Source organism: Chryseobacterium cupriresistens (genome assembly GCF_046614675.1).
GTDB lineage: Bacteria > Bacteroidota > Bacteroidia > Flavobacteriales > Weeksellaceae > Chryseobacterium > Chryseobacterium cupriresistens.
In genome coordinates, this window is record NZ_JBKKJT010000002.1 from 588,944 (window position 1) to 612,921 (window position 23,978).

Annotated in this window: 29 protein-coding genes; 11 read left to right on the plus strand and 18 right to left on the minus strand. The window is 36.6% G+C overall.

The features are described 5' to 3' along the window. The first annotated feature begins 138 nt into the window (after positions 1–138). A complete protein-coding gene (locus ACLI50_RS07830) occupies positions 139–525 on the plus strand; it encodes an START-like domain-containing protein (RefSeq protein WP_034696870.1) in 387 nt (128 codons plus the stop codon). A 78-nt stretch (positions 526–603) separates the two neighbouring features. Further along, positions 604–1,419, plus strand: coding sequence for an aminotransferase class IV (locus ACLI50_RS07835; RefSeq protein ID WP_202841130.1), 816 nt, complete (start codon positions 604–606; stop codon positions 1,417–1,419). Between the two features lie 85 nt (positions 1,420–1,504). On the opposite strand, the gene ACLI50_RS07840 is transcribed toward ACLI50_RS07835, so the two are convergent. Both ACLI50_RS07840 and ACLI50_RS07845 read right to left on the minus strand, forming a co-directional pair. Next, the gene (locus ACLI50_RS07840) at positions 1,505–2,089 is read right to left on the minus strand and encodes an N-acetylmuramoyl-L-alanine amidase family protein (protein ID WP_411413524.1); all 585 of its coding nucleotides are present in this window, start codon (positions 2,087–2,089) and stop codon (positions 1,505–1,507) included. Positions 2,090–2,192: 103 nt separating this feature from the next. Continuing rightward, a complete protein-coding gene (locus ACLI50_RS07845; RefSeq protein WP_110007966.1) occupies positions 2,193–2,741 on the minus strand; it encodes a YqgE/AlgH family protein in 549 nt (182 codons plus the stop codon). A 24-nt stretch (positions 2,742–2,765) separates the two neighbouring features. Between ACLI50_RS07845 and pdxH the strand changes: the two genes are divergently transcribed. Further along, on the plus strand, positions 2,766–3,407 hold the full coding sequence (gene pdxH / locus ACLI50_RS07850) for a pyridoxamine 5'-phosphate oxidase (RefSeq protein ID WP_411413525.1): 642 nt from the start codon (positions 2,766–2,768) through the stop codon (positions 3,405–3,407). Positions 3,408–3,868: 461 nt separating this feature from the next. Here the strand turns inward: pdxH and ACLI50_RS07855 are convergent, their stop codons facing one another. Then, complete coding sequence (locus tag ACLI50_RS07855) at positions 3,869–4,159, minus strand: HU family DNA-binding protein (RefSeq protein WP_002976900.1); 291 nt, start codon at positions 4,157–4,159, stop codon at positions 3,869–3,871. A gap of 399 nt (positions 4,160–4,558) precedes the next feature. On the opposite strand from ACLI50_RS07855, the gene panD reads away from it, so the two are divergent. The 8 genes from panD (at position 4,559) to ACLI50_RS07895 (ending at position 11,983) form a co-directional block, all read left to right on the plus strand. After that, positions 4,559–4,909, plus strand: coding sequence for an aspartate 1-decarboxylase (gene panD, locus ACLI50_RS07860; protein WP_002976902.1), 351 nt, complete (start codon positions 4,559–4,561; stop codon positions 4,907–4,909). A 3-nt stretch (positions 4,910–4,912) separates the two neighbouring features. Next, positions 4,913–5,941, plus strand: a complete 1,029-nt coding sequence (locus ACLI50_RS07865; RefSeq protein WP_411413526.1) for a lysylphosphatidylglycerol synthase transmembrane domain-containing protein — start codon at positions 4,913–4,915, stop codon at positions 5,939–5,941. Positions 5,942–6,120: 179 nt separating this feature from the next. Then, positions 6,121–6,696, plus strand: a complete 576-nt coding sequence (locus tag ACLI50_RS07870) for a TerD family protein (RefSeq protein ID WP_034698933.1) — start codon at positions 6,121–6,123, stop codon at positions 6,694–6,696. Between the two features lie 27 nt (positions 6,697–6,723). Beyond that, on the plus strand, positions 6,724–7,401 hold the full coding sequence (locus ACLI50_RS07875; RefSeq protein ID WP_202841121.1) for a TerD family protein: 678 nt from the start codon (positions 6,724–6,726) through the stop codon (positions 7,399–7,401). A gap of 88 nt (positions 7,402–7,489) precedes the next feature. Continuing rightward, the gene (locus ACLI50_RS07880) at positions 7,490–8,128 is read left to right on the plus strand and encodes a vWA domain-containing protein (protein WP_110010091.1); all 639 of its coding nucleotides are present in this window, start codon (positions 7,490–7,492) and stop codon (positions 8,126–8,128) included. Between the two features lie 17 nt (positions 8,129–8,145). Further along, positions 8,146–9,189: a TerY-C metal binding domain-containing protein gene (locus ACLI50_RS07885; RefSeq protein WP_411413527.1), complete on the plus strand. Its 1,044-nt coding sequence runs from the start codon at positions 8,146–8,148 to the stop codon at positions 9,187–9,189. After that, the gene (locus ACLI50_RS07890) at positions 9,189–10,466 is read left to right on the plus strand and encodes a PP2C family serine/threonine-protein phosphatase (protein ID WP_202841115.1); all 1,278 of its coding nucleotides are present in this window, start codon (positions 9,189–9,191) and stop codon (positions 10,464–10,466) included. The genes ACLI50_RS07885 and ACLI50_RS07890 overlap by 1 nt, the downstream gene beginning before the upstream one ends. Before the next feature lie 5 nt (positions 10,467–10,471). Continuing rightward, on the plus strand, positions 10,472–11,983 hold the full coding sequence (locus tag ACLI50_RS07895) for a helix-hairpin-helix domain-containing protein (RefSeq protein WP_411413528.1): 1,512 nt from the start codon (positions 10,472–10,474) through the stop codon (positions 11,981–11,983). A gap of 166 nt (positions 11,984–12,149) precedes the next feature. Here the strand turns inward: ACLI50_RS07895 and ACLI50_RS07900 are convergent, their stop codons facing one another. The 15 genes from ACLI50_RS07900 to ACLI50_RS07970 form a co-directional block, all read right to left on the minus strand. Next, on the minus strand, positions 12,150–12,590 hold the full coding sequence (locus ACLI50_RS07900; protein WP_411413529.1) for a GNAT family N-acetyltransferase: 441 nt from the start codon (positions 12,588–12,590) through the stop codon (positions 12,150–12,152). A gap of 441 nt (positions 12,591–13,031) precedes the next feature. Then, the gene (tyrS, locus tag ACLI50_RS07905) at positions 13,032–14,231 is read right to left on the minus strand and encodes a tyrosine--tRNA ligase (RefSeq protein WP_411413530.1); all 1,200 of its coding nucleotides are present in this window, start codon (positions 14,229–14,231) and stop codon (positions 13,032–13,034) included. Between the two features lie 480 nt (positions 14,232–14,711). Next, the gene (locus ACLI50_RS07910; RefSeq protein ID WP_202841108.1) at positions 14,712–15,302 is read right to left on the minus strand and encodes an NAD(P)H-dependent oxidoreductase; all 591 of its coding nucleotides are present in this window, start codon (positions 15,300–15,302) and stop codon (positions 14,712–14,714) included. 75 nt (positions 15,303–15,377) lie between these two features. Beyond that, positions 15,378–16,196: a helix-turn-helix domain-containing protein gene (locus tag ACLI50_RS07915; RefSeq protein ID WP_411413531.1), complete on the minus strand. Its 819-nt coding sequence runs from the start codon at positions 16,194–16,196 to the stop codon at positions 15,378–15,380. A gap of 11 nt (positions 16,197–16,207) precedes the next feature. After that, positions 16,208–16,702, minus strand: coding sequence for a GNAT family N-acetyltransferase (locus tag ACLI50_RS07920; protein ID WP_411413532.1), 495 nt, complete (start codon positions 16,700–16,702; stop codon positions 16,208–16,210). Between the two features lie 164 nt (positions 16,703–16,866). Continuing rightward, the gene (locus ACLI50_RS07925) at positions 16,867–17,490 is read right to left on the minus strand and encodes a hypothetical protein (RefSeq protein WP_411413533.1); all 624 of its coding nucleotides are present in this window, start codon (positions 17,488–17,490) and stop codon (positions 16,867–16,869) included. 386 nt (positions 17,491–17,876) lie between these two features. Beyond that, positions 17,877–18,608, minus strand: a complete 732-nt coding sequence (locus tag ACLI50_RS07930; protein ID WP_411413534.1) for a class I SAM-dependent methyltransferase — start codon at positions 18,606–18,608, stop codon at positions 17,877–17,879. Between the two features lie 220 nt (positions 18,609–18,828). After that, positions 18,829–19,242, minus strand: coding sequence for an SRPBCC family protein (locus ACLI50_RS07935; RefSeq protein WP_343639610.1), 414 nt, complete (start codon positions 19,240–19,242; stop codon positions 18,829–18,831). Between the two features lie 2 nt (positions 19,243–19,244). After that, positions 19,245–19,748 carry an SRPBCC family protein gene (locus ACLI50_RS07940; protein ID WP_202841102.1) on the minus strand — a complete coding sequence of 168 codons (504 nt, stop codon included), beginning with the start codon at positions 19,746–19,748 and terminating at the stop codon, positions 19,245–19,247. Positions 19,749–19,813: 65 nt separating this feature from the next. Next, the gene (locus tag ACLI50_RS07945; protein WP_047378845.1) at positions 19,814–20,134 is read right to left on the minus strand and encodes an ArsR/SmtB family transcription factor; all 321 of its coding nucleotides are present in this window, start codon (positions 20,132–20,134) and stop codon (positions 19,814–19,816) included. A gap of 171 nt (positions 20,135–20,305) precedes the next feature. Beyond that, complete coding sequence (locus tag ACLI50_RS07950) at positions 20,306–20,506, minus strand: YqaE/Pmp3 family membrane protein (protein WP_411413535.1); 201 nt, start codon at positions 20,504–20,506, stop codon at positions 20,306–20,308. Positions 20,507–20,534: 28 nt separating this feature from the next. Next, the gene (locus tag ACLI50_RS07955; RefSeq protein WP_411413536.1) at positions 20,535–20,918 is read right to left on the minus strand and encodes a tetratricopeptide repeat protein; all 384 of its coding nucleotides are present in this window, start codon (positions 20,916–20,918) and stop codon (positions 20,535–20,537) included. 91 nt (positions 20,919–21,009) lie between these two features. Then, on the minus strand, positions 21,010–21,429 hold the full coding sequence (locus tag ACLI50_RS07960; protein WP_343639603.1) for a DUF1801 domain-containing protein: 420 nt from the start codon (positions 21,427–21,429) through the stop codon (positions 21,010–21,012). 86 nt (positions 21,430–21,515) lie between these two features. Continuing rightward, on the minus strand, positions 21,516–21,929 hold the full coding sequence (locus ACLI50_RS07965; RefSeq protein ID WP_343639601.1) for a hypothetical protein: 414 nt from the start codon (positions 21,927–21,929) through the stop codon (positions 21,516–21,518). A gap of 17 nt (positions 21,930–21,946) precedes the next feature. Continuing rightward, positions 21,947–23,965, minus strand: coding sequence for a M3 family metallopeptidase (locus ACLI50_RS07970; protein WP_411413537.1), 2,019 nt, complete (start codon positions 23,963–23,965; stop codon positions 21,947–21,949). Positions 23,966–23,978: the final 13 nt, after the last annotated feature.

Consider the following 23,978-nt stretch of genomic DNA (forward strand, 5'->3'; position numbering starts at 1 on the left):
CTTTTAGCTTTAAAACTTACCATCACAGGGATGTAAAGCCAGTGATAAATATCATGCAGATTCTATAAAAAAGTAATTGTTTTTTTGCGTAATAAAAAAATTAATTTATATATTGCGGGACGATAAAACAAAGATTATATGGCGAAACATAAAGTCCATTACGAATTTCCAATGCACTGTTTATCAGAGATTTTATATGAATATCTGGCGACTGCAGAGGGATTGTCTGAATGGTTTGCGGATGAGGTAACAGAGAAAGGCGATGATTTCTTTTTTAGCTGGGGTGGAGGTCCTGCTGAGAAGGCCACTTTGATCAGATATAAGCCTGAAGGTTTCGTGCGTTTCAGATGGGAAGAAGATGAAGGAACAAAAAATTTCTTTGAAATGACGATCACTATCGATGATATTACAGAAGATCTTGCTTTAAATATTACAGACTTCTGTGAAGAAGGTGATGAAGAGGAAAATGCAATGTATTGGGAAAATCTTATCGAAAACCTGAGAATAAAACTAGGTGCGGCATAATACCGGGCTATATGAAATGATAAAACTGATGAACGATTTATCGTTCATTATTTTTTTGTAAATAAATTACATCAAAATTTGGAAAATCAATATTTTACATCAGACGAGTTACATGTAAAGAACAGAGCTTTTCTTTGGGGAGACTCAGTAAAAGTTTCTTTCTTTCTAAGAAATGGTGGATTGATCATGGACGAAGAATGCTATTTTTTTCTAATGGCTTCCATGAGAAAGATGAGACTGAATATTCCTTTGACTTACACGCTGGAGTTTTTCCAGACCCTTTTTCAAAAAGAAATTATTGAAGGCAAAGGCATAAGCAATGGAATTATCAATTTCCAGGTGTTCAGAAATAATGATGGAATGACATTGGCAAAATCTTCTGTTTCCTATTTTTACGAAGTGACGGAAATGGCTGATGTGCTTGCTGTTCATCAAAGACCTCTGGAATTGGATTTGATTAAGGAAATTAATGTTAATAACAACCTTTTGAGCAATATCCGGGTTCACTGTCCGGAAAACATTTACGGAGTGATCTATGCGCAGGAAAATGATCTTGACGATGTGATCCTTCTGAATCCAAACAAAAGAATAGCACGTACCACTGCCGGAAACCTTCTCTTTTTGGAAGGTGATGTTATCAAAGTACCAAAGCAGACGGAAGGAGCTTACATTTCTCCTTTGATGGAAAACTTTGTTACTTTTTTACATAAAAATAATCTTGCAGATATTCAGGAACACGAGATTATCGCATTTGAATCTCAGAAGGCTGAAGAAATTTTAATGATTTCTGATGAGAAAGGTATGTTTTCTGTAGGTAAGATAAGAAACAAGACTTTTGAAACCTCGCGTTTCTCCGGATTGGTAGAAAGCTGGAAGAAAAGTTTTAATTCATAAAAATTGACAAACCCGGTAAACAACAAAGTTCCAGAAGTCCTTTACCGGGTTTTATTCTGAGTAAAATCAGAAATTGTTTCTTTATTTAATATTCGTTGATAATCTCAACAAATTTTTGTGCGATTTCTTTCTGCCCTTTCTCACTGGTAATATAATTCCTGTTATCGGAATTATTGATAAAACCAAGTTCTACCAATACAGCAGGTGCTTTGGTTTCTCTTAGCATGTGAAGATTTTGGCGTTCTTCAATTTTACGGGCATTGAATTTCTTATAGATTTTTCCGGCCAACTCCTTTGATACGTCAGAATTCTGAACGTAAACTTCAAATCCGTTGTCAGATCTCTCCTTCTGAGGAGAACTGTTAACGTGAAGAGAAATGACCATTTCAGGGTTCAGCTTATTGATCTGATCTGTTCTTTCAGCAAGGGTAGGAGAACTGTCTGAATCCCTTGTTAAAATGACCTCATACTTATCCTGGCTTTCATTGATTTTCCGGATTTCCTTAGCAATGCTTAATGCAATATTTTTTTCCAGAATTTCACCATAAGCAGCCCCAAAATCATTTCCGCCATGTCCGGCATCAATGACAATGTATTTTTTGCTGATAGGAGTAAATGATAAAAACGCTGTAGAAAATATTGATAAAGCAAGTAGTGTAATACCTTTCATATCAGTGATTTTAGTTTTTCAAAGAACGGAAAAACTTTCTTTAAAATTGGTTAAAAGAATCTTAAAGTTTGTTAATTATCAGAATGATACGAAAAATATACTTTTAGTTCAGGGAAATATCTTCAGGGGAGTTGGCCCAGAGAAGAAATTCTCCTCCAAGATTCTGCATAATAGATTTCCAGAGTGTCTGATCATTGGGAAGCGTATAATCAAGATTATAAACATCCACTACTGTCCACATTTTCCTTTGAACTTCAGTATCCAGCTGATGAGAAGACCATCCGGAATATCCTGAAAATATTTTGATGTGGTTGATATCCAGTTCACTGCTTAAAACCGCATTAATGATCCGTTCAATATCTTCTGTAAGATAGTATTCATCAGTAATGTCTGTATAGATCTCTGTAACTCTTTTGCCTTTTACAATGAAAAACACCTTGTCGTTTTCTACAGGTCCTCCATCATATACCTCAATTTTAAAGTCAAAAAAATCTTTGAATTTGCTACTCATCTGGCTGTTCTTTTTATTCAATATCAAACCAAATGCACCACTTTCATTATGTTCAATAACCAATACTACCGATCTTGAAAAAATATCGCCGGAAATGTCGGGTGTCGAGATTAATATTTTACCTTTGTATGAGTGATTCATACTCAAATTTAATAAAAAATATTTATGGAAAACCTGCACGACAGAAGAAAAGTGTACGAGAAATCCCAACTTATTGAAAGTGAGATAAAACAAAATCCAATTGAACAGTTCAGAGACTGGTTTTTGGATGCCAATGAGAGCCCGATGATCTCAGAAGCTAATGCTATGGCGGTTTCTACAGTGGAAGAAGATGGGTGCCCAAGAACAAGAATGGTACTGCTTAAAGCATATACCCACGAAGGATTTATTTTTTATACCAATTATAACAGCAGAAAAGGAAAAGCAATAGAAAACAACCATAAAGCCTGCCTGCATTTTTTCTGGCCTAATCTTGAAAGGCAGATTATCATCAAAGCTGATCTTGAAAAGGTGGCAGAAAACCTTAGCGACGGTTATTTCCATTCAAGACCGAAAGGAAGTCAGTTAGGAGCTGTTGTTTCGCCGCAAAGTCAGGAGATTCCCAATAGAGAATTTCTGGAAGATAAATTAAAAGAGCTTGAAAAGGAGTATGAAAATACGGAAGTTCCAAGACCAGCCCACTGGGGCGGATATCTTGCCAGACCTTATGAAATTGAATTCTGGCAGGGAAGACCTAATCGTCTTCATGACAGGATTATTTATGAGCTTGAAGATCTTGACTGGAAAATCTCGAGACTGGCTCCGTAATGGGAAGTTAGAAGTTAGAAGTTAGAAGTTAGAAGTTAGAAGTGGCGGTTTTTAATAGGAGATAAGGCGCTTGAAAAATTTGTAATATCAATAGAAGCGGGCTTTAGCCCGCTTATTTTATGTGTACAATGATAGAGGATTTAACCACAATTTAGTTTTCAGCTGCTTACTGTAGCTTTTTTAGGTTTGGTTAAAGCCATCGGAATTGAATATTTATCTTTTAAACGGACTAAGCCCGTTCCTATCGAATGATTATACTTTTCAAAATATCATAGGCTTCCACTATCAATAGAAGCGGATTTTAGCCCGCTTATTTTTATTAGATATGATGATCGGCTTTAGCCAAAACTTAATAATTCTAAACCACTTAAAGCTTCTTAATAGTTGAATTTCCGGTCACAATTTGACATAAAAAAAGGCTGTTTCTAAGAAACAGCCCTGAATTTTTGTAATCTGAATGATTATTTTTTCTTAGCACCTGAAACTGCATTTGATAAATCAGCTCCAGCTTTGAATTTAGCAACTTTTTTAGCAGCAATTTTGATCGGTTTTTTAGTTGCAGGGTTAATACCTTGTCTAGCCGCTCTCTCAGCTACTGAGAAAGTACCAAAACCTACTAAAGAAACTTTTCCGTCTTTTTTCTTTAATGTAGTTGTAACGTTACCAATGAAAGACTCTAGAGCAGCTTTTGCTGCAACTTTAGTGATACCTGCATCTTTTGCGATTGCGTCGATTAATTCAGACTTGTTCATAATTTTTAATATTAAAGTTAGTTCGTAATTATAGCAAATATAGTACTATTTTCTAATTGTGCAATTTTTTTATTAAAACTTGTGCAATTTTTTTGCATTTCACTGAAATCAGTTAAAATATGATAATTCCACTTTTCACAGAAAATCTACGTTACAGGTTACTAAAATCATGCCAAATGCTTATGTGTATTGACTTTAGCAAAAAGTTAATATTATTTTTCGTATTTATTAAATCCTAAATTGTGTATGAAGAATTAATTTTTTTGACCATATGATTATTAAATTTATAAGTAATTTTTATATTTCTTGTGTTTTGTTAAATTAAACACCTGTGTTTGTGGGAGTTTTAAAATGATAATAAACGCCTGTTTTATTAATTTTTATTAATAAATTTGCAACATGTTAATAGAAGTTTTCAAGTCTAAGATTCATAGGGTGAGAGTAACTGCCTCTGACCTTAATTATATAGGGAGTATAACGATCGATGAAGATCTTATAGAAGCTGCCGGTCTGGTAGTGGGAGAAAGAGTCTATATCGTGAATGTGAACAACGGAGAACGTTTTGATACCTACGTGATCAAAGGGAAAAGAAAATCAGGTGAAGTATGTCTGAATGGTCCTGCAGCAAGAAAAGTACAGAAAGATGATATCATTATCATCATTGCCTATGCTCAGATGACTCCGGAAGAAGCAAAAGACTTCCAGCCAAAAATCGTTTTCCCGGATGAAAAAACAAATCTTCTTACGTAGTACATGGAGAAAATATCAAAAAGTCCGGTAAAATCAATACTTACAATAGTAATATCGCTTGCTTTTGCAGGCTTTTTTTTATGGCTTGCCTTAAGAGGTCTGGATTTTAAAGTCATTCAAAAGTCATTGGCAAAAGCTAATTATATCTGGGTATTGTTTGCTTCCGTATTTGGTCTTCTGGCGTACTGGTTCAGGGCGATCCGCTGGAATCTGATGCTGGAGCCGATGGGACACAGAATTTCCAATTCCAATGCGCTTTGGTCTATCTCATTTGGTTACCTGATGAATCTTACGATTCCCAGAAGTGGCGAAGTGGCAAGGGCAACCGCTTTATATGGCGTGGAAAAAGTACCAGTAGATAAATCTTTCGGAACTATTATTCTGGAAAGAGTAGTAGATCTGATCTGTATGCTCGGTTTCTTAGGACTGACGTTATTGTTTAAATACGAAGCCATTCTGTCATTCTATAAAAATTCAGGAGTAAATATTAATCCTAATAAAATAATATTGATCCTTTCCATTCTGGTAATTGGAACAATTGTATTTTTTGTTTTTAAAAAGAAACTTTCAGGAATTCCTTTTTTAGGAAAAGTGGTTAGCTTTATTGATGGGATTTTTCAGGGGATTACTTCTATTTTTAAATTAAAAGAAAAAGGAAAATTCATTCTTTATACATTAGGAATCTGGATTTGCTATTACTTTGCTGCATATCTGGTATGTTTTGCTCTTCCTGAAACTTCAGCATTTACCTTTGCAGACGGTTTCTTCATTATTGTAGTAGGAACATTAGGAATGATTATCCCTGCCAGTGGAGGAATCGGAGCGTATAACCTTGCCATGAAGTATGGTTTTATGGCGCTGTTTATTTCAGTAGGGAAAAGTGCAGATTTCGGTGGTGAAATGGGACTTACGTACTCCTTTATTTCTTTACCGCTGCAGATTGTGATAATGCTGGTAATGGGATTAATCTCTATTCCTATGCTGGCCAAAGCAAGAAATACAGCAGTTTCGGATAAAGAATTTGAAAATTAATTCAATACATTTTTATATAATACAAGGTTCAATTTTTTAATTGGACCTTTTTTTATGAGCATTTTGTGATTTAAAGAGTTTAAAATTAAGCGGTATGGAACATTTTTTCATCAATAAATTTGGTCAATTCGTAAATCACTTCTATCTTAATGCAAAAAATAATCATAATATAAAACACTATGGCAATTAATCTACAGAAAGGACAAAAGATCGAGATAGGATTGACGAAAATGACGATTGGATTAGGCTGGGATCCGAATGAAGGAACCGGCTACGATTTTGACCTGGATGCTTCTGCAATCATGATTGATTCTGACAGAAAATTAGTAAGCGAAGAATACTTTGTTTTTTACAATAACTTAAATTCTCCGGATGGAGCCCTTACCCATACAGGAGATGATCCGAGTGGTAAAAACAGTGATGGAGACGATGATGAAGCGATCATTATAGACCTTGATAAAGTAGATTCAAGAGTAGAAGAGATCCTTTTTGTGGTCACCATAGAAGACTTTGAAAGAAGAAGGCAGAATTTCGGACAGGTAAGAAATTCCTATATCAGAGTAGTAGATAACCATTCAAACCAGGAGATTGCAAAATACGAACTGGATGAGGATTTTTCTATTGAAACCGGTGTAGAATTCGGAAGACTGTACAAAAGAAACGGAAGCTGGAAGTTTGAAGCTTCAGGAATAGGATACAGAGCAGATCTTGGCTTCTTTCTTGAAAAATACTACAAAGGGCAAATCATCAAATAAAATATCAGATACACAAAAACTATAACTATGGCAATTAATTTACAGAAAGGACAAACGATAGATTTAAGAAAGAATGACCGCGGCGAAAGCGTGTATGATCTTTCAAAAGTAACCATCGGCTTAGGATGGGACGTAAGAAAGCAGGGAGGTGGATTTTTTGGAAAACTATTCAGTAAAGAAGCAGAATACGACCTTGATGCAGTAGCATTTCTTTTAGATGGCAACGGAAAAGTAGCCAATTTGGGAAGAACGGTACAGACCAATGACGGAAGACAGATGGGGCTTTACCAGGGAGATGTGGTTTTCTTCAACTCCATGCAGCATCCAAGCGGAAATGTATGGCTTACCGGAGACAATAGAACCGGAGCAGGAGATGGAGATGATGAACAGATCATTGTAAGATTGGATCAGCTGGATCAGAGTTATCAGAAAATTGTATTCCTGGTTACCATTTATCAGGGAAGAACCAATAACCAGCACTTCGGAATGATTGAAAATGCATTTATCCGTGCTGTAGATGCTACAGGAAAAGAAATTACAAAATACAGCCTTTCCGGTGATTCAAGTATGAATGGTAAATGTGCAATGGTTTTTGCAGAAGCATACCGCCACAACGGAGACTGGAAATTCCGTGCTGTGGGAGAACCACACAATACAGATAATTTTATCGATATTCTGAGACAGCAATACGCGTATTCCAACTAGATTCTCAAATTTTTATCAAATCATAATAAAAGCCGTCGGCGGAAGTCGAAGACTTCCGCCGACGGCTTCGAATTAATACTTGTCTATAATGAGCAGGAGATTATTAGCTTATTTTTTATTAGATACTTCAGGTTCCATGAACGGAGAGCCTATTCAGGCACTGAATAATGGTTTCAACGGCCTTATCAGTATGCTCCGTGCAGATCCGCAGGCAATGGACAGCCTGCATTTGAGTGTTATTACCTTCGATAGAGATGTTAAAAATATGATACCCTTAACAGACCTGGCGAGCTTTTATCCCATGGAAATTACCTGTCCGGATAGTGGTCCGACGCATACAGGAGCAGCCCTGGAAATGGTTTCAGAATTGATGCAGAAGGAAATTGTAAAAGAATCTGCCGATACAAAGGGAGACTGGCAGCCGCTGCTTTTTATATTTACGGATGGAAAACCTTCGGATATTCAGAAATACAGGCAGATGATCCCGGTGATCAGAGGACTGGAATTTGGTGCTATCGTAGGATGTGCAGCAGGCCCGAAAGCTGATGAAAAGTTTCTGAAGGAACTCACAGATCATGTGGTAAAGCTTGATACTACGGATGCCATTACCCTTTCTTCCTTTTTCAAATGGGTGAGTTCTTCCATTACTCAGGGAGGACAATCACAGAATACAGGAGAAAACATCACATTACCTCCGCCACCATCGGAGCTTACTATTATTATTTAAAAAATTGTCTTTACAGCATGAGAAGACTGCCTATTTATTTTTTAGTAGACGTCTCCGAATCTATGGTAGGAGAACCTATTGAGCAGGTACAGGAAGGGATCGCCAATATCATCAGGGAATTAAAAAAAGATCCTTATTCACTTGAAACTGTCTACATTTCCGTGATTGGTTTTGCGGGAGAAGCTGAAGTCATTACGCCGATGCAGGATATTATCAGTTTTTATCCGCCTAAAATTCCGGTCGGAAGTGGTACATCACTTTCCCAGGGTTTAATTAAACTAATGGATTGTATTGACAGGGATATTGTGAAAACAACGTATGAAAGAAAAGGCGACTGGAAACCTATAGTGTTTCTTTTTACAGACGGAGTGCCCACTGATGATGCGACCAAAGCCATTGAAAGATGGACTCACAAATACAACGGAAAATCTAACACTATTGCTGTTTCTATTGGAGAAAATACCAATTATAAACTTCTCGGATCTCTGGCAGACCATGTTTTACTGTTCAACAATTCTGATGAGAATTCTTACAAAGAGTTTTTCAAATGGGTAACAGATTCTATTAAAACAACCAGCCAGAGTGTCACAGAAGCCAAAAAAGAAGGAATTAATTTGTCTAAAATAGATTCCATGATTCTGGAGAAAGTAGATCCAGAAATGGAACAGAGATTCCCGGATAATAATTTTGTAGTATTGAACGGAAAATGCCAGGAAACGGAAAAGCTTTATCTGATGAAGTTTAAAAAAGCATTCGCAGAATCAAGCATACCGGGAATGGCTACAAGATATTACAGACTGGACGGAGCATATAAAATTGATGAAAAAGCCTACTACAGACTTTCTTCCAATCAGAAAACGTATCTTAAAATCAATATAGAAGAACTGGATGGAGGTACTTCATGTCCTCATTGTGCCAATCCTATTGCATTGGCCACCTGCTCTTGCGGAGGTATACACTGTCTGAGAGGAGAAGGGTACAGCAAATGTCCGTGGTGCGGAACTTCGGATTATTACGGATTTTCCGGAGGAGGATTTGATATTAACCGAACTTTGGGCTAATGATGGGCAAATTTTTCAGGAAGTCTGCCGCAGAATCCAAGTCAAAGACGATGGAACAAGCTGTTGTTTTTAAAGAAAAAGAAGAGTTCAAAGATGCTCATTGGATATTGAAAAATGCCAGTGCAAAGCAGTTCTATGAATTCACTTTCGATATGGAAGATTTCCCGAACATAAAGATTCAGAATATTGGAAACATTGAAGAAACAGGGCTTACTTTTGAAAACAATACAATCTCAGGAATCCCGGTTACCAATAATATGTATCATCTGGATATTCAGTTTTATCATATTCACGATCAGCATCAGATGGAGACTAAGAAAATACAACTTTTCGTTAACGCAGATCCCAAAGACTTATGGAAGAATATTCCAAGCGATACAAACGCAGCTTTTTATAAACCGGAAGAAGACTCATTGAAAGGTTCTTTTTCAGACAAAAAAATTGTGGTGGCTTCCAAAAGAGGACGTTCCCATGCGCATGAAGGCAAATTTCGTGAAGACGATTTTGCTGTAAATAGGCTTTCCGATGGCTGGAATATTATTGCTGTTTCAGATGGAGCGGGCTCAGCAAAAGCTGCAAGAGAAGGTTCCAGACTGGCAACAGAAACGATCAACCGGTTTTTTAACTCAAAGGAGACTTTAAACCAGATTGAAAATAACGTCAGCATGCTGTATAACGGCCAATCTTTCGTAGAAAATGAGTCAGAATCTAAACAGAATATCATCAATATCTTATCGGAAGGTGTTTTACATGTTTATCAAACACTGGAAAAAACAGCAGTGGAAAATGATTTTTCAGTAAATGATCTGCATGCAACCCTTATTTTTATTTTGCTTAAAAAGTACAGCTTCGGATATGTTGTGCTGAGTTTTGGAGTGGGAGATTGCCCGATCAATCTTATTAACACGGATTTTTCTGAAGTTAAGCTTTTAAACCGGATGGATGTGGGAGAATTTGGTGGAGGGACACGTTTCATCACCATGAAAGAAATTTTTAATGATACAATAGCTTCCCGTTTTCAGATCACCTGTGTAGAAGATTTTTCTTATCTGGTGTTGATGACAGATGGCATTTATGATCCTAAATTTACCACCGAAAACAAACTGGAAGACACAGAAAACTGGAAAGCACTTTTTGAAGACCTTGCCGGGAATAATGATGACAGGGCGAAAGTAGATTTTATCAACGATGAAAAGATTGATGAAGAACTTTTAATCTGGAGCGATTTCTGGAGCAGGGGAAACCACGATGACCGTACATTGGCAATAATCTATTAATACGAATGAAAAAGACCATTAAGGTTGTTTCTGTTCTGGACACAGCCAAATCCTATGAATATGTAGATGAAAACCCCATCCGGGGCGGTGTGAAAGATGTTTATTTTTCGCCTGATAAAGAATATGTAGTTGCTTTTTACCGGAATCCGCTGGATGAAGGACAAAAAGAAAGGATCATGAGAATTGTTTCCACTTATCTGCAAAGTATACAGAGTGGAAATGCTTCAGAATACTTTCTGAACGAAATATTCAGATGGCCTTATGATATTGTTGAAAGAAATAAACTCACAGGAATTGTAGTTCCTGTTTATCACCATAAATTTTATTTTGCCAAAGGATATATCGGTTCGGATAATATCCGGGGACAGGATAAAGTGGGGAAGTGGTTTACAGCTCCCATGTTCAGGAATCCGCAATACCCTTTAAGACTGGATCAGTCGGAGCTTGGAGATTGGCTGAGCTATTTTCAGATTGCAGTCAATATCAGCAGAGGAGTGAAAAAGCTGCATCAGATGGGGCTTGCACATTCCGATTTATCTTACAATAATATTCTGGTGGATCCTGTCACAAAATCTGCCTGTATCATCGATATTGACGGCCTTGTGGTACCCAAACTCTTTCCGCCGGAAGTTATAGGAACTTCTGATTTTATTGCCCCCGAAGTTTTAAAAACCCAACATCTGAAACTTCAGGATCCGGACAGGCATTTACCCAATCAAAAAACAGACCTGCATGCTCTTGCGGTTCTCATTTATATGTATCTGCTGAGAAGGCATCCGCTGCGTGGAGGTAAAATCTGGGATCTGGATTCTGAAAAAGATGAAATTCTGTCCATGGGAGAAAAAGCGATGTTTGTAGAACATCCGCAAAATCCTTCCAATTATGTAAAAGCAGATCATCTCAGAAAATGGGATGCATTCTGGGGAGATCCTCAAAAGATTCCATATACCGTTACAGGGCCATATATTTCAGAACTGTTCAGGAAAACATTCGTAGACGGATTACATGATCCCATCAGACGTCCCACTGCCAATGAGTGGGAAACTGCTTTATTGAAAACCGTAGATCTGATCCAACCATGTCTTAATCCGGATTGTACAGAAAAATGGTACGTCTTTGATAATACGAGTAATCCCAAATGCCCGTTTTGCGGAACACCACATCAGGGAACATTACCCGTTTTAGACTTATATTTTAAATTTGATGATGAGGTCTGGAAACCGGAAAATCACAGATTAATGGTTTATCATAATCAGTATCTTTTCAAATGGCATGTTTCCAGGAAAGTGATCCGCAACGAGAATCTGACGATGCAGGATAAAATGCCGGTAGGATATTTTACGTTCTACCAGGGAAGGTGGGTATTGGTCAACCAAAGCTTATCAGGAATGAAGGATGTCACAGAACAGAAAGAAATTCCACCAGGCTCTATGGTAGAACTTACTGATGGTAAAAAAATACTGCTTTCCTCAGAAGAAGGCGGAAGATTGATTTACGTAACCATGGCAAACCAGTAAAATCTAACGGATAATCAAGGCTTGTTTCCGGAGTGTCATTCTGAATGGAATGAAATATAATGAAAAATCTCACAGATGATCGTGCGCATTTGTGCTCATTTATTTGAGATTTGTGTTTAAATCAAAGAGAACATTCAACGGCTTTATTCAAAACTTAAAAAAGCATCTATTGTCTTTCCGTTTCCATAAAATAAGAATACTGGTCTTCCCCCACAATTCTGAACCCAAGACTTTTATAAAGATGCTGTGCTTTATTCGTTTTTAAAACACTTAATGAAACCGTTTTCCCTGCTAAAGAAGCTTCTTCTAAAATATCTGACAAGATCTTTTTTCCAAGCCCTTTGCCCTGTTGACTGGGATCAATCTGAAGCTGCAGAACCTCAATATTGGTAAATGTTCTGTCTACTTTTAAAAGCCCGATGGGCTGATCATTTAAAAAAATGATATTGGCTTTTTCAAACTGATACAGAACTCTTTGCAAAGTTGTTTCCCTGTCGGTAGAAAGCCCGGAATTTTCATAATGAGGATTCATGGTTTTCATTCTGAGATCGAGAAGAAAATCAATATCAGTATCCTCAGCTTGTTGATAGCGCAGGTTAAGATCCATAGTCAAAAATAAAAAATTAAGCTCTTACTTGAATGCAATTTTCAGTCCCATTTTTTCTTGCATATGGTAAAGGTTGTAAAGGTTGGAAGCTGGAAGCTTGAAGTTACTATTGTGCTGTAGAGAACTTCTGCATTTTTTATTGTAACTTCTGTTTTTTAAAAATATTCCAGTCAAAAAACTTCAGAAGTTTCATGTCTGCCAGAAACTTCCATCTTCCCGCTCCTGTCTTCCCGCCTTATAATTTTAGCTTTTGTTAAAAAATATTCCTGTCAAAAAACTTCAGAAGTTTTCATGTCTGCCAGAAACTTCCATCCTCCAGCGTCCATCTTCCAGCCTTATTTTAATTTTAGCCTTTGTTTTTTTTAAATATTCCTGTCAAAAAACTTCAGAAGTTTTCATGTCTGCCAGAAACTTCCATCCTCCAGCTTCCATCTTCCAGCCTTACACCAGCTCAAAAAAGCCCCTTCTCCCGATTTTAATTTTCGTTTGAGGGATCAGCTCCATTTCTTCATCAGCATCCGTTATTTTGATTGTATTGATCTGAATTCCTCCGCTCTTAATTAATCTACGGGCCGCTGATTTGCTGAGGTCATTTTTAAGCTGGTGGCAAAGCTCAACAATAGAAATCCTGTTGTCGGTACTTTTCAGGGAACCAATTGCAATAGGTTCGTATATTTTCTCTTCAAAATTTTTATTCTGAAACTGGTTGATAAAGAACTGTTCTGCATCTTCAGCTGAAGCAGAATCATGGTACTGGCTGACAATATTTTTAGCGATGACTTTTTTAATATTCATTGGGTTTTCGCCTTCGTTTAACCGGGAAAAAATCGCTGTTTTTTCTTCCATCGAAAAATCTGTGGTCAGATTGATAAACTCTTCAATCAAAGCATCAGGAATAGACATGGTTTTTCCAAACATTTCATTAGGTTCATCCGTCAGTCCGATAATATTGTTCAGGGATTTACTCATTTTTTCTTTTCCGTCAAGACCTCTCAGCAATGGCATACACATTACAATCTGAGCGGGCATTTGATGCACCTCCTGAAGCTGTCTTCCCATCGTGCAGTTGAACAACTGGTCTGTGCCTCCCATCTCGATATCGCACTCAATTTTTACAGAATCAAAACCTTGAAGAATCGGGTAAACCAGTTCATGCATGGCAATAGGTGTATTTTCTGTAAACCTTTTATTAAAATCATTTCGGTGCATCAGCTGTGCAACGGTAACTCTTGAAAGAAGCTGGATCACCTCAGAAAAAGTAAGGGCATCCAGCCAGTCGGAATTGAAAACAATTTTTGTCTTCTGTACATCAATTACCTTTGAAAGCTGATTGATATAAGTCTGGGCATTATGCTGTACATCTTCAGCGCTTAAAGGTTTTCTTGCTTTATTTTTTCCTGTAGGATCGCCAATCCTTGCTGTAAAACTTCCCACAACAATAACGATCTGATGTCCCAGATCCTGAAACTGTTTCAGTTTTTTTAAGACGACTGCATGTCCCAGATGCAGATCCGGAGCCGTGGGATCAAAACCAAGTTTGATGGAAAGTTTTCTGTTTTCTTTAGAGGCCAGAGTCAGTTTTTCTTCCAGACCGTTTTCTGGTAGGATGATAGCCACATTTTCTTGTAATGGATGAATCATGTTGAATAGTTTTAAAATGAAAAAAGCCCGGACAGGTAATGTCCGGGCTCTATATATACGTTAGATTATTTTATTGGATTACAGATATAGAAAGTCTTCCCGAACGATAGCCCGGAGTGTAATATTCACTGAAGAATGGAAGACGTAATATACTGTTCAGATGTTTCATTGTGATGCAAATATACAGGGAATTCCTGAGGATCCAATATTTAAACCATTAAGACGCATTGCAGGGTTATAACAAGATTTGTTTTAAAAGAAAAACTTAACCATCCATCAATCTTAATGGCTTAAAATAATGGTTCAAAACAATTTTACTTGCGATTTTTGAAGCTAATTTCATGCCATAAATCCCTTAAAAATAAAATACAGGATAAAGATGTAAAAACTGTATTTTATTATTTTCTTAGTTGCCTTGCATAAAGCTTCTGATAAAGGGTAAATCATTCATTTTTCAATAAGTTTTTTTAAAGAAAAAAATTAATAGTTAAGAACATGTTCAGAGTATAAATTTTTAATCTGACCTTTCCAGATTTCCAGATTTTCGGGAGAAGCTTTATCTGCTTTATCAAAAAATAAATGCCTGATGATTTCAAGCCCTGAATAGATAAAAATGCCATTGTCAGAAGTTAGTGTCAATGCTTTATCCATTCCTGTTTTTTCATATTCTTCATGAGATTTTCCATGGGTATTGATAATCACCGTCTTTTTACCTTTCAGGAGTCCTTTCTGTATCCCCTGATCATAACGGTAGGCAAATCCATAGCTGAAAACACGGTCTATGTATCCTTTCATTATCGCAGGAAGTCCGGTCCACCAGATTGGGTAGATAAAAGTAATCTGCTCTGCCCACGAAATGTATTCCTGTTCGGTTTTTACATCATCCAAAACTTTTCCCATACGCTGTCCCTGCATATCATCCAGAGAAAGTACAGGATCAAAGTCTATGGTATAAAGATCTCTCACAACAACTTCCTCGTTACGAAACTGAAGGGTTTCAACAACTGTGTTTAAAAGATGATGATTTAAACTGTTTTCATTTGGATGCGCGTAAATGATTAAATGTCTCATTGTTTTGATTGTTAAGATTAATGAGACAAAAGTACTGCGGCGTCCTTCTCAAAAATTGTAAGAAAACGAAACGGTCTATCCGGACCTGGGATTACAGATTTCCTGCTGGAATTTTAAATATTGAGCCGGAGAAATGTTGATAAAATGCCTGAAATCATGGATAAGCTGGCTCTGGTCATAATAGCCACATTCATCAATGATCGTAAACCACTTGACAGGGTTTTGCCTTTCAGTTTCCTTTTCAATGATTTGTATAGCTTTTAAAAATCGATTGTAACGGTTAAGTTCTTTTAAAGAATAGCCAAACTGCTCTTTCTGCTTTCGCTGGATGTTTCTTTCTGTCTGCTGAGTCTGTTCTGCAATTACTTTAACGGGATTTAACAGATCATTCTCAAAACTACTCAACAGCTGTCCTGTAATGTCCCGATCCTGCAGATAAGGTTTACAGAATTCAAGAATGTAATCTACCTGTTTTGTGACTAAATCTAAGCTTTTAAGCTGATGCCAAAGGTCTGTAAAACAATTTTCTTCCAGCAGTTCATCCGGATGTTTTACCAATTGTTCAATAGATATTTTTCCAAAAAATCTGAAGAAAGCATCATCCTTAAAATTGGCAACCAAAATAGAGCATCCTGCGGGAAGTGTATATTCAAAAGCTTGCCTCACTGGCCCGAACACCATACATTTATCTATCTGTATGATGGTTTTTCCACGGCTAGACATTGTAGCACTTTCTCCGAAGCAGAATAGTAAAATAGTCTGATAAGTAGGCAGCAGTGTTTTGGTAACCGGATTTTCAGAGGTATTTTCCGCAAAATAAAAATGAGTAAATACATTTTCAAATTCCTGAGGAACTGAAATTCTATACTCTTTGTATTCAGAATGTAATTCCATAAGCCTGAAAATTAAGCGATGAGGTTTTTGATCATTGTAAAGTTGGTCAAAGAAACTCCTTTTACATAGACCGTTTTTTCCTGAACAACCTGAAAGCCTGTTTTTTCAAAAAATGGTCTGGCCGTTTTGCTTACATCTGCAGTAACCTTCGTTTCATAATTCAGCAAAACTTCTTTTTCAATCTGACGATAAAGCATGGTTGCAATACCTTGGTGCTGATGATCTTTGTGTACAAAAAGCAGATCAATATAATTTCCGTCATCAAGTGTACAAAAACCAGCGATCTTATTTTTTATGACCGCGATCAAAACATATTGATCACGGATCACTTTCATCCATCTCTCCTCATTCTGAGCCCCGGATTTCCAGGCTTCAAGCTGTTGAGTATTATAGTCTTTTTTACATACTTCATCTATGGTTGCCGTAAAAAGCTGTAGCATTTCCGGAAGATCATCACTGAATCCTTTTCTGATGATGATTTGAGTATCTGATGTAAAGTTGTTCATAAAGCTTTTGCTGTTCTTTAACCTGATGTCAGAAGTTTCATAAAAAAAGCAAGCAGTTCCGCATCGTAAAAGGAAACTGCCGGCTATGTTATAGTTTTTATCCTGGTTCAATACTATAAAAGACAATTATTGAATGCAGGATGTTACATAAACCGCATAATTTTCTATTCCTGCTCAAGCTTGATGATAGATCCCTTATAAAATCTGGTCAGATCATAAAGATCGGTAAAGTAATGCTGAAGATCCGGGATGATGGCAGGATCAAAATCTTTCAAGCCACATTGATCTTCTGCCAGAAGGTACAAAGACTGGTTATCCGGTTTCAGATATTCACAAAGGATATTATCAGAATTTTGTTTTCTGTTGATCATCTCTGTCAGAAATATTCCGTAGATCAGAAATTGATTGAAATTTTTAGAATCCACAATATAATTCATGTCCTTTTTCAGCAGTTTTTCATAATCGGAAAGGATCTGAAGGAAATTTTCGGCATGAACGGTTGTTGGAATTTCATAAAAAAGATCAATACCATTGATGAAAAGCTGTGTTTTGGTCTCTTCGTGATCTGAAGAATATACTTTGTGAAACCATTGAAAAATAAGCAGAAGCTCTTCCTGAGTTAGCTCTTCAAAAGAACTTTTTACTTTTTCTTTAATGGTTTCAAGGCTGTTTTTCGCTTCAGGCTGAAGAAATTTCAGAATATGTTCTTCTTCACGGCTGAGCTTATTGTACAAATTAATTTTGGCAATAGTGGGATTGGTCTTGATGAAATATAGTTCTTCTGCCATAGTTATTTACCAAATTAGATTTCAAATGGTTGTTTAAATATACAAAATATGCATCAACTGTATTAAAAAAAATAATATGCAATGAATGGTATGCTATTGTACTGTTTCATGCAGTGCAATGCTGTTACCTTCTGAGTCTTCGAACTCTGCTACAGCAAATCCCTATTTTTCATCAATTCTTTTGGGGTAAAAACAGAACCACCATGGTGAACGGCTTTCTCCAATTTTTGATCACTATTCTCTGTATGTTTTTTGTAATGATCGATATTCTTAAAGTTCCGGACGATGTTCTTCCGAATGAAAAACAGAAAATGATATTGTTTTTTTAGTATTTCTTACATCATCAGATAATAAGGGGAATGCATGCGGGAATTTCTGGTTGAAAATTATTTTTCAGCTAAAATGAGCAACATCATCGGTCTGCGGAGTTCCTCTTTCATCTCCGGAATTTCTTTCAACATCTCTTCGCCTGGTTGAGGTTCAATAACTTCTTTGATTTTAAAGCCTGCTTTTAATAATGTATTTAAATAAGAAGTTAAAGTACGGTGATATTTGATGACATGTTCTCCCAGAAAAGTAGTGTTCCTTTTTCCTTCTATAAAATAACGGTCTACCGGCCAGCAGTTTTTTTCACCATTTTTATCATATACCCAATCCTGACCGCCTTCTGCCGTGAAAACAGGATGCTCTACCGAAAATATAAATGATCCGCCGGAAACAAGCCACTTATGAATATTTTGAACGCTACTATCGAATGATTCTATATAATGCAAGGTGAGAGAGCTCAATATGATGTCAAATTGTTCTGCAGGATAGTCAACATCTTCAAGGGCTTTTCTTTCATATTGAATTCCTTCAAGATTATTGATTTCCATAGCTTTTGCCAGCATTTTTTCTGAAAGATCAATTCCGGTTACAGATTTTGCTCCGTGTTCTATCGCATAGCGGCAATGCCACCCGAAACCACAGCCAAGGTCAAGAACATTTTTTCCCTGAAAATCAGGCAGCATATTTTTTAAGGTGTGCCATTCTCCTGCTCCCTCTAATCCTATCTGAGAACGAAGCATTTTCTCGTATTGATCAAAAAATGAAGGATTATCGTATTTGTTTTCTTTCATAGCTTCAAAAAAATGGGGTTCTTAATTATCTATCCTTGTCAAGGTTTTAAACCTTGACAAGGATCAAAGACTACTGTTCTTTCTGATATTAATCTCAGATATTCCAGATTTTGAAATATAAATTTACGACAATATCAGAGATGAGAGGTTTCCGATCCCTTAAAAATAAAAGCTGAATGTAAAACATCCAGCTTTATATCAACTCTCAATTGAAAATTTTTTAATTTGATTCCGTATATTTTTTGAAATTATCAAGAATTGCCTGCCAGCCTCCTTTCTGCATTTCTTCAGGATTCTGGTTTTCAGGATCAAAAGCTACATCTACATGGGTTTGGCCATTGTTTTCTTTAAAGTCAACATGTACCTGTCTTCCGTCCGGCATGGTATAGGTAAAGTTTTCACCATCTTTTATTTCATTATAAACAGCTTCAAAGTCGAAACCGAAACTTCCGTCTTTTGCTTCCATTCTTGCTGCATATTTTCCTCCGACTTTCATATCATTTGAAGCGGAAGGACACTGCCAGGAAGGATCAGCAAAGTTCCACCGGGTGATATGTTCCGGTTGGGTGTAATAATTCCATACTTTTTGTGCATCTGCATTGATGGCTGCAGAAACTGTGATTTTGTGGCTCATTTTTATTGATTTAATGATGATAATAATTCGTCGAGTTTTTCAAGAGTTGCCATCATTCCCTGTTCCATACCCATTTCGATAATGGTTTCCAGATCAGCTAAGGACTGATAGTGAACAATTGTTTCTACAAGGGTATTTTCATTTTTATCAGTGAAAGTTACTGTCCATTCTGCCTGAGGAAGATGGGTGTTGATTTCTCCTTTTTCATTACAAAAAGCATCACCTGATGTATAAGAATCTATTGGGTTTATCGTGTGGTAGCTTACCCAGCCCCAGTATTCTGTTCCATTAGGCTCTACCATTGCATAATGCCAGTGTCCGCCTTCACGGAATTCCATTGATTTTGTTTTCGTGGTCAACGGTTTTGGAGCAAACCAACGGTCAAGAAGTTCACTTTTTGTGTAACAGTCCCAAACCATTTGCCGGTTTGCCATAAATTCACGTCTGATCGTAAGGGTGTTCTTTTCCTTGTCTGCCAGAAAATCGAACTGAAGATGATGTTTCATAATAATATTTTTTATAGTTTTTTTGGCTTAAATGATGAAAATATGAGGTTTTACATTGCTGAATTTTATTTCTGCTGGCTTTTCAATGTTGCCAGTAAGGTATCAAGCTGCTCGAAACGGCTTTCCCAAATCTTTCTGAACTGTTCCAGCCAATGATCTATTTCTTTCATTTTATCAATTTCTAAAAAGTAATAAATTTCTCTTCCCTGGTGATTCTGGGTTACCAATTCACATTCCGTCAGAATTTTCAGATGTTTTGAAACAGCCTGTCTGGTGGTATCAAAATGCTCTGCGATGGCATTGGGTGTCATCGCCTGTACTGCAATCAGTGCAATAATAGCCCGGCGTGTGGGATCTGCTATAGCCTGAAAAATATCTCTTCTCATAAACGATGATTTTTAAATGAAACCATATGGTTGCAAATATATGCGCAACTTTTCGGTTTCGCAATTTTTTTTTGATGAAAATTACAAATCAAAAACTAAGAAATAATAGATGATATCTGTTAATTGGTTTTAAAACAGGTGCTTGTAATGGGTTTGAGCAGTTTTTATTTTTTATTTTTTATTTTCCCGCATCGCTTTGATCAATCTGTCATTTCTTTTGTCTGCTCTTTCATTGTTTAAAGAAAGAACTGCCCAGATTGCCGCAGGAAGCCACCCGATCAGAGTAATTTGTAAAATCAGACAGATGATTCCGGTGAAAATTTTTCCACGGACGATAAAAGATAAAAAGGGTAATAATATGGCCAGTAACATGATTGTAAGTTTTAATTTAAATGATTTTTTAAAGGGATTGCGGATCAAAATGTGCTTTAAAAGTAAGAGGATCTTCAGTTTTGTCCTCAGCTTCTTCAAGATATTCAAGATACTCTTCCTGATGTTTTCCCATATAAACAAGCACAATGGAAAGATTGACAAACAGATTTTTGTCTTCAGAACCTAAATTTAATGCTGTATTTAAATATTCCAGTGCTTTTTCATTTTCTCCCATATCGGAATAAACAGCCCCTATATTAATTAAAGCCGGAGTGTTGTCAGGCTCAATCAGTAAAATTTCATCCAGCTCTCTGATCAGCAGATCGTTTAAAGTATCCCAGTGATCTTCGTTTTCCCATCTTTTGGCCTGAAGTTTTTTTACGTTTTCTAATCTTTGTTTTATCGTGCTCATTATTTAAAATTACAAAATGGATACTATTCATTTCCTGTACAAATTTAGCTTTCCTGAAAATGATCTGTTATTTTTTGCAGAATTAAAAAAATTATTCTTTGAGTCCATCTAGTATGGCTGCTTTCAATATTTCACTATTAATATCTTTTAAAGTTTTAAACCTGATGCAATATCCCGTTACAACAGCTTTACCTATCTTTTCTCCATACGTTTTTGAAAGGTAAGTTTTGTCACTGATATTCATAATATAAATGGAAATCCCTGTGGTATTGGCACTCATCCCAATCTGGTAAAAATCTCTGGTTTTTCCGTCAGCATATTGTAATGTATAAAATCCATACCCGATATTAGGATTGGAAACTGTTTTATTGTCATTGTCTTTACCATTCAGAAACCACAGCTGGCCATCCGGCATAAGCTCCAGAATAATGTTGTGGATTTCCTGCATATCATTACGCTTCAGTTCCGGCTGGCTGTTGATGTAGTCCTGGATTTGTTCTTGAATGGTCATGGATCAGGAATTATTTTGAGGTTTTCGAGCGGCTAATTTAAAATAAAAAGAACAGCAAACGCTGTTCTTTTATTGTGTTTTCTGATCTATTGAATCAGTTCTTTTATTGATTTTTCTGTTTTCAGCAGTTCACCATCCGGAATCTGATGATGAAGATAAGTGAAAAGCAGATTGGTTACCCATCTGTTTTCAATCTGATGAATATGGTAAGAGCAGATCAAACCAAAATCATCGGAAATATAAGCGGGAAGATCTGAAGAGCCTGTGGTTCTGAAGGTGGAAATAAAAATTTCCTTCCGGATATCACTTATTTTGTCTTCGGTTTCTTCATCAAAAGATTTTTCTTCAATTTCCTGATAGGCCTTCATCCATTCATCAGAAAACTTTGTTGAATCTCTTTTGTCAAGAATTTCATCAATCTTTTTAGGAGTTATACGTTCAAAAACTGTTTTTAAAGATTGATTAAAAACAGCCTCTAACTTGTTGATTTCTTCTGTCATGATTTTCAAGATATATCCTATCCAAATGCTCTTTTCAACAGGCTTTCCACTTTCGGCTCACTGCCCCTGAAACTTTTGTAAAGCTCCATTGGGTCTTTTGTTCCGCCCGAAGAAAGCAAGACTTTATATTTGGCTGCAATCTCAGGATTGAAAATTCCGTTTTCTTTGAAATACTGGAAAGCATCAGCATCCAGAACTTCCGCCCATTTGTAAGAATAATATCCTGCTGAATATCCTCCCTGGAAAATGTGAGAGAAGCTTGGGCTCATCGCTGTTTCAGAATTCGAAGGATAAAGAGTGGTTGCTTTGGTATATTTATCTTCAAACTCTTTTACACTTTCATGTTCCAGTTCTGCCACTTTAGTATGATAATTCATGTCCAGAAGTCCGAAACCTAGTTGTCTTAAAGTCTGGTAACCTTCCATGAAATTTTTGGACTGCTCGATTTTTTCAATTTTTTCGTCAGGAAGAACTTCTCCTGTTTTATAGTGTTTTGCAAAAGTTTTCAGGAACTCAGGCTCATAGCAGAAGTTTTCCAGAAACTGTGATGGAAGTTCCACAAAGTCCCATTTTACAGAAGTCCCGGAAAGAGTAGGATATTGAGTATCTGCCATCATCCCGTGAAGAGCATGCCCGAACTCGTGGAATAGAGTCGTCACTTCCTGGAAGGTCAATAAGCTAGGCGTATCTTTTGTCGGTTTGCTGAAGTTGCAGACAATTGAAATATGCGGACGGGAATTTTCGCCGTTTCGCTTATACTGGTTTTTGTAGCTGGTCATCCATGCACCGGCTCTTTTTCCTTTTCTTGGAAAATAATCAACATATAATAATGATTTGTAATTTCCGTTCTCTTTTACTTCATATACCTTTACATCTTCATGATATTTCGGAATGTCGTTTCTTTCCTCAAATGTCAGTCCGAAAAGTTCTCCAGCCAGCCCGAATACAGCATCCTGAACCTGATGTAATGGAAAATAAGGTTTTAATTCTTCATCATTAAGATCAAATTTCGCCTTACGAAGTTTTTCAGCATAAAATGCATGGTCATAGCCTTGCATTTCTTCAATCCCGTCAGCTTTTGCTAAAGATTTTAATTCTTCAATTTCTTTATCAGCATAAGGTTTTGCTTTGGTAAGAAGTTCATTTAAAAAATCGAAAACTTTCACCGGAGACTTGGCCATTCTTTCTTCAAGAACGAAATCAGCGTAGTTTTTATATCCTAAAAGTTCAGCTTTTTGTTGTTTTAAATTCAGAAGTTCTTTAATCAAATTCTGATTGTCAAATTCACCACCGTCGAAAGATTTTTTACCATTGGCCAAAGCCAGTTCCTTTCTCAGTTCACGGTTTTCAGCATACGTCATGAACGGGATATAACTTGGATACTGTAACGTGACCACCCAACCGTCAAGGTTTCTTTCTTTGGCTTCTTCGGCATATTGATCCATGATGGCTTCAGGAATTCCTGCTAGATCTTCCTTATTGGTGATATGTTTAAAATAAGCATTGGTGGAAGCCAGAACATTTTGTCCGAACTGTAAAGATTTTACAGAAAGATCCATGCTGATTTTCTTTAATTTTTCTTTGTCTTCCTCATTCAGTAAAGCTCCGCTTCTTACAAAACCTTTGTAGGTCTCATTCAAAAGCATTTCCTGCTCTTCATTCAAATTATATTTTTCCTTTTCATCATATACTTTCTTGATTTTGTTGAAAAGGGCCTCGTTTTGAGAAATTTTTGAAGAATATTCCGTTAAGATCGGAGAAACCTCCTGGGCAATCTGCTGGATCTCATCGCTGGTCTCTGCCGAATTTAAGTTGAAAAAAATATTAGAAACCACATCCAGCTGTTCTCCCGAATAGGCCAAAGCTTCAATAACATTTTCGAATGTGGGAGCATCAGGATTGTTGACAATAGCATCAATTTCCGCTTCAGATTTTTGAATTAAATCTTTAAATGCAGGCAGATAATCTTCATTTTTAATACTGTTGAACGGAGCCGAATGATATGGAGTGTTAAATTTTTCTGTTAAAATATTCATTTTTTTGATCTTT

Coding starts and splice junctions, on each gene's coding strand:
- ACLI50_RS07950 (WP_411413535.1), bottom strand. CDS start 20,506: ATGTTACTGGCCATATTATTACCCTTTTTATCTTTTATCGTCCGTGGA.
- ACLI50_RS07890 (WP_202841115.1), top strand. CDS start 9,189: ATGATGGGCAAATTTTTCAGGAAGTCTGCCGCAGAATCCAAGTCAAAG.
- pdxH (WP_411413525.1), top strand. CDS start 2,766: ATGGAAAACCTGCACGACAGAAGAAAAGTGTACGAGAAATCCCAACTT.
- ACLI50_RS07845 (WP_110007966.1), bottom strand. CDS start 2,741: ATGAATCACTCATACAAAGGTAAAATATTAATCTCGACACCCGACATT.
- ACLI50_RS07970 (WP_411413537.1), bottom strand. CDS start 23,965: ATGAATATTTTAACAGAAAAATTTAACACTCCATATCATTCGGCTCCG.
- ACLI50_RS07900 (WP_411413529.1), bottom strand. CDS start 12,590: ATGGATCTTAACCTGCGCTATCAACAAGCTGAGGATACTGATATTGAT.
- ACLI50_RS07910 (WP_202841108.1), bottom strand. CDS start 15,302: ATGAGACATTTAATCATTTACGCGCATCCAAATGAAAACAGTTTAAAT.
- ACLI50_RS07840 (WP_411413524.1), bottom strand. CDS start 2,089: ATGAAAGGTATTACACTACTTGCTTTATCAATATTTTCTACAGCGTTT.
- ACLI50_RS07945 (WP_047378845.1), bottom strand. CDS start 20,134: ATGAGAAGAGATATTTTTCAGGCTATAGCAGATCCCACACGCCGGGCT.
- ACLI50_RS07870 (WP_034698933.1), top strand. CDS start 6,121: ATGGCAATTAATCTACAGAAAGGACAAAAGATCGAGATAGGATTGACG.
- ACLI50_RS07935 (WP_343639610.1), bottom strand. CDS start 19,242: ATGAGCCACAAAATCACAGTTTCTGCAGCCATCAATGCAGATGCACAA.
- ACLI50_RS07920 (WP_411413532.1), bottom strand. CDS start 16,702: ATGAACAACTTTACATCAGATACTCAAATCATCATCAGAAAAGGATTC.
- ACLI50_RS07925 (WP_411413533.1), bottom strand. CDS start 17,490: ATGGCAGAAGAACTATATTTCATCAAGACCAATCCCACTATTGCCAAA.
- ACLI50_RS07915 (WP_411413531.1), bottom strand. CDS start 16,196: ATGGAATTACATTCTGAATACAAAGAGTATAGAATTTCAGTTCCTCAG.
- ACLI50_RS07940 (WP_202841102.1), bottom strand. CDS start 19,748: ATGAAACATCATCTTCAGTTCGATTTTCTGGCAGACAAGGAAAAGAAC.
- panD (WP_002976902.1), top strand. CDS start 4,559: ATGTTAATAGAAGTTTTCAAGTCTAAGATTCATAGGGTGAGAGTAACT.
- ACLI50_RS07865 (WP_411413526.1), top strand. CDS start 4,913: ATGGAGAAAATATCAAAAAGTCCGGTAAAATCAATACTTACAATAGTA.
- ACLI50_RS07830 (WP_034696870.1), top strand. CDS start 139: ATGGCGAAACATAAAGTCCATTACGAATTTCCAATGCACTGTTTATCA.
- ACLI50_RS07965 (WP_343639601.1), bottom strand. CDS start 21,929: ATGACAGAAGAAATCAACAAGTTAGAGGCTGTTTTTAATCAATCTTTA.
- tyrS (WP_411413530.1), bottom strand. CDS start 14,231: ATGATTCATCCATTACAAGAAAATGTGGCTATCATCCTACCAGAAAAC.
- ACLI50_RS07855 (WP_002976900.1), bottom strand. CDS start 4,159: ATGAACAAGTCTGAATTAATCGACGCAATCGCAAAAGATGCAGGTATC.
- ACLI50_RS07930 (WP_411413534.1), bottom strand. CDS start 18,608: ATGAAAGAAAACAAATACGATAATCCTTCATTTTTTGATCAATACGAG.
- ACLI50_RS07895 (WP_411413528.1), top strand. CDS start 10,472: ATGAAAAAGACCATTAAGGTTGTTTCTGTTCTGGACACAGCCAAATCC.
- ACLI50_RS07880 (WP_110010091.1), top strand. CDS start 7,490: ATGAGCAGGAGATTATTAGCTTATTTTTTATTAGATACTTCAGGTTCC.
- ACLI50_RS07960 (WP_343639603.1), bottom strand. CDS start 21,429: ATGACCATTCAAGAACAAATCCAGGACTACATCAACAGCCAGCCGGAA.
- ACLI50_RS07955 (WP_411413536.1), bottom strand. CDS start 20,918: ATGAGCACGATAAAACAAAGATTAGAAAACGTAAAAAAACTTCAGGCC.
- ACLI50_RS07885 (WP_411413527.1), top strand. CDS start 8,146: ATGAGAAGACTGCCTATTTATTTTTTAGTAGACGTCTCCGAATCTATG.
- ACLI50_RS07875 (WP_202841121.1), top strand. CDS start 6,724: ATGGCAATTAATTTACAGAAAGGACAAACGATAGATTTAAGAAAGAAT.